A 1,317-nucleotide genomic window follows, 5' to 3' on the forward strand; every position below is an offset into this window, starting at 1 on the left:
CGGCTGTCCAGCCCAGCGACCCCTTCTCCTGTGCCCGCGCCAGATTGGTAACCGCCATGGCGATCAACTGATAGAGATCCACACCCTGTACCCCGCAAGCCATCACGTCCGCGATATCCTGGCGCCACACCGCATCATCCTGTCCCGGCAGGCCAAAGATGAGATCCGCCACTATCACAGCGGCCTCATCCCGGGTCAGCTCGGCCAGACGGGCCAGCAGAGTCTGCCTGTCATCCAAGCGGGCCGCCTGTTGGCGCACCCGGGTGTCAAAGCTCTGCACCCCGAACGAGAAACGGTTGAAGCCACCCGCCAGCGCGGCCTGCCACTTGGCATCATCAAAGCCATTGAGGCGCCCCTCCAGGGTCACCTCGGCATCTGCGGTCAGCGGAAAACCCTGGATAGCCCTGGCCAATCGCGCCAGATCCTCGACCGCCATGTCAGTCGGTGTGCCGCCCCCCACATAGACGGCAGAGCAGGGCTGGCTCTGCCCAAAGGGGGTATCCGCCGCCTGCTTCAGGCTGTCGCACAGAGCCGCCATGTAACGGCTCATCCGCGCCGGATTGGCGCCATTTTCGAAGAAATTGCAAAAGCTGCAGCGCTTGCGGCAAAACGGAATATGGATGTAGAGCGCCCGCTCCCCCGCCTCGCTCTCTTGCTGCCACCAGGCTTGCCAGCCGGTAGGGTCGAGGGTGAAGGGGCGAATGCCACCCCGACTGGCATGGGCCGAGGTTTTGGCACCGAAGGCAAATTTGAGGGGATCCGGCGTGTCGAGTCCGGTCATGGTCGGGGTCAGGTGTAATGTCATCACTGGCTGGGTTACCACATGGAAATAATGCAAATGATAACCACTATCAATTAATGCCGAATTTGTGCTGGATCAAACCACACTCAGACAACCCAGCTTTGCTACCCATCCTTAACCTCCATCATGGATCCAGTTAACAGATAATTTACTCAAGATGGGGTAGTGTGTGCCGATAGAGAACCATCTCCCCCGCCCTGACGAGCGAGCGTGAGGAGAGTCGCCCGGCATTGACGCTCGCCCACCTGCGCATGGACCCTGCAAACGATGCAAAATCTGTCATTAAACTGGAAAATATTCCTCCCCCTCACCCTGGTAATTGGCTGTACCTTCGCCCTCAGCTTCGAACTCTCTGCCTGGCTGCAACGGGATCTCGCCATCCGGCTGGCCGGTGAAAAGGTCAAGAGCGCCGCCAACACCTACATGGATCAGCTCAACGTCATGATGATGACGGGCGCCATCGCCAACCGACAAATCGTGCAGACCAAGCTCAAGAGCGAGGCGGGGATCGTCGA

The 1,317-nt window shown here is 59.5% G+C and carries 1 protein-coding gene and 1 pseudogene; one reads left to right on the forward strand and one right to left on the reverse strand.

From position 1 onward, the window contains the following. The coding region (locus AAC083_RS16665; protein ID WP_146181705.1) for a radical SAM protein at window positions 1–805 on the reverse strand (805 nt) is incomplete at its 3' end. 264 nt (window positions 806–1,069) lie between these two features. Here AAC083_RS16665 and AAC083_RS16670 point away from each other — a divergent pair. Beyond that, window positions 1,070–1,317 (forward strand): annotated as a pseudogene (locus AAC083_RS16670) (methyl-accepting chemotaxis protein); the annotation flags it as partial.

The sequence above is a fragment of the Aeromonas sp. HMWF014 genome, assembly GCF_963878295.1.
Classification (GTDB): Bacteria; Pseudomonadota; Gammaproteobacteria; order Enterobacterales; family Aeromonadaceae; genus Aeromonas; species Aeromonas popoffii.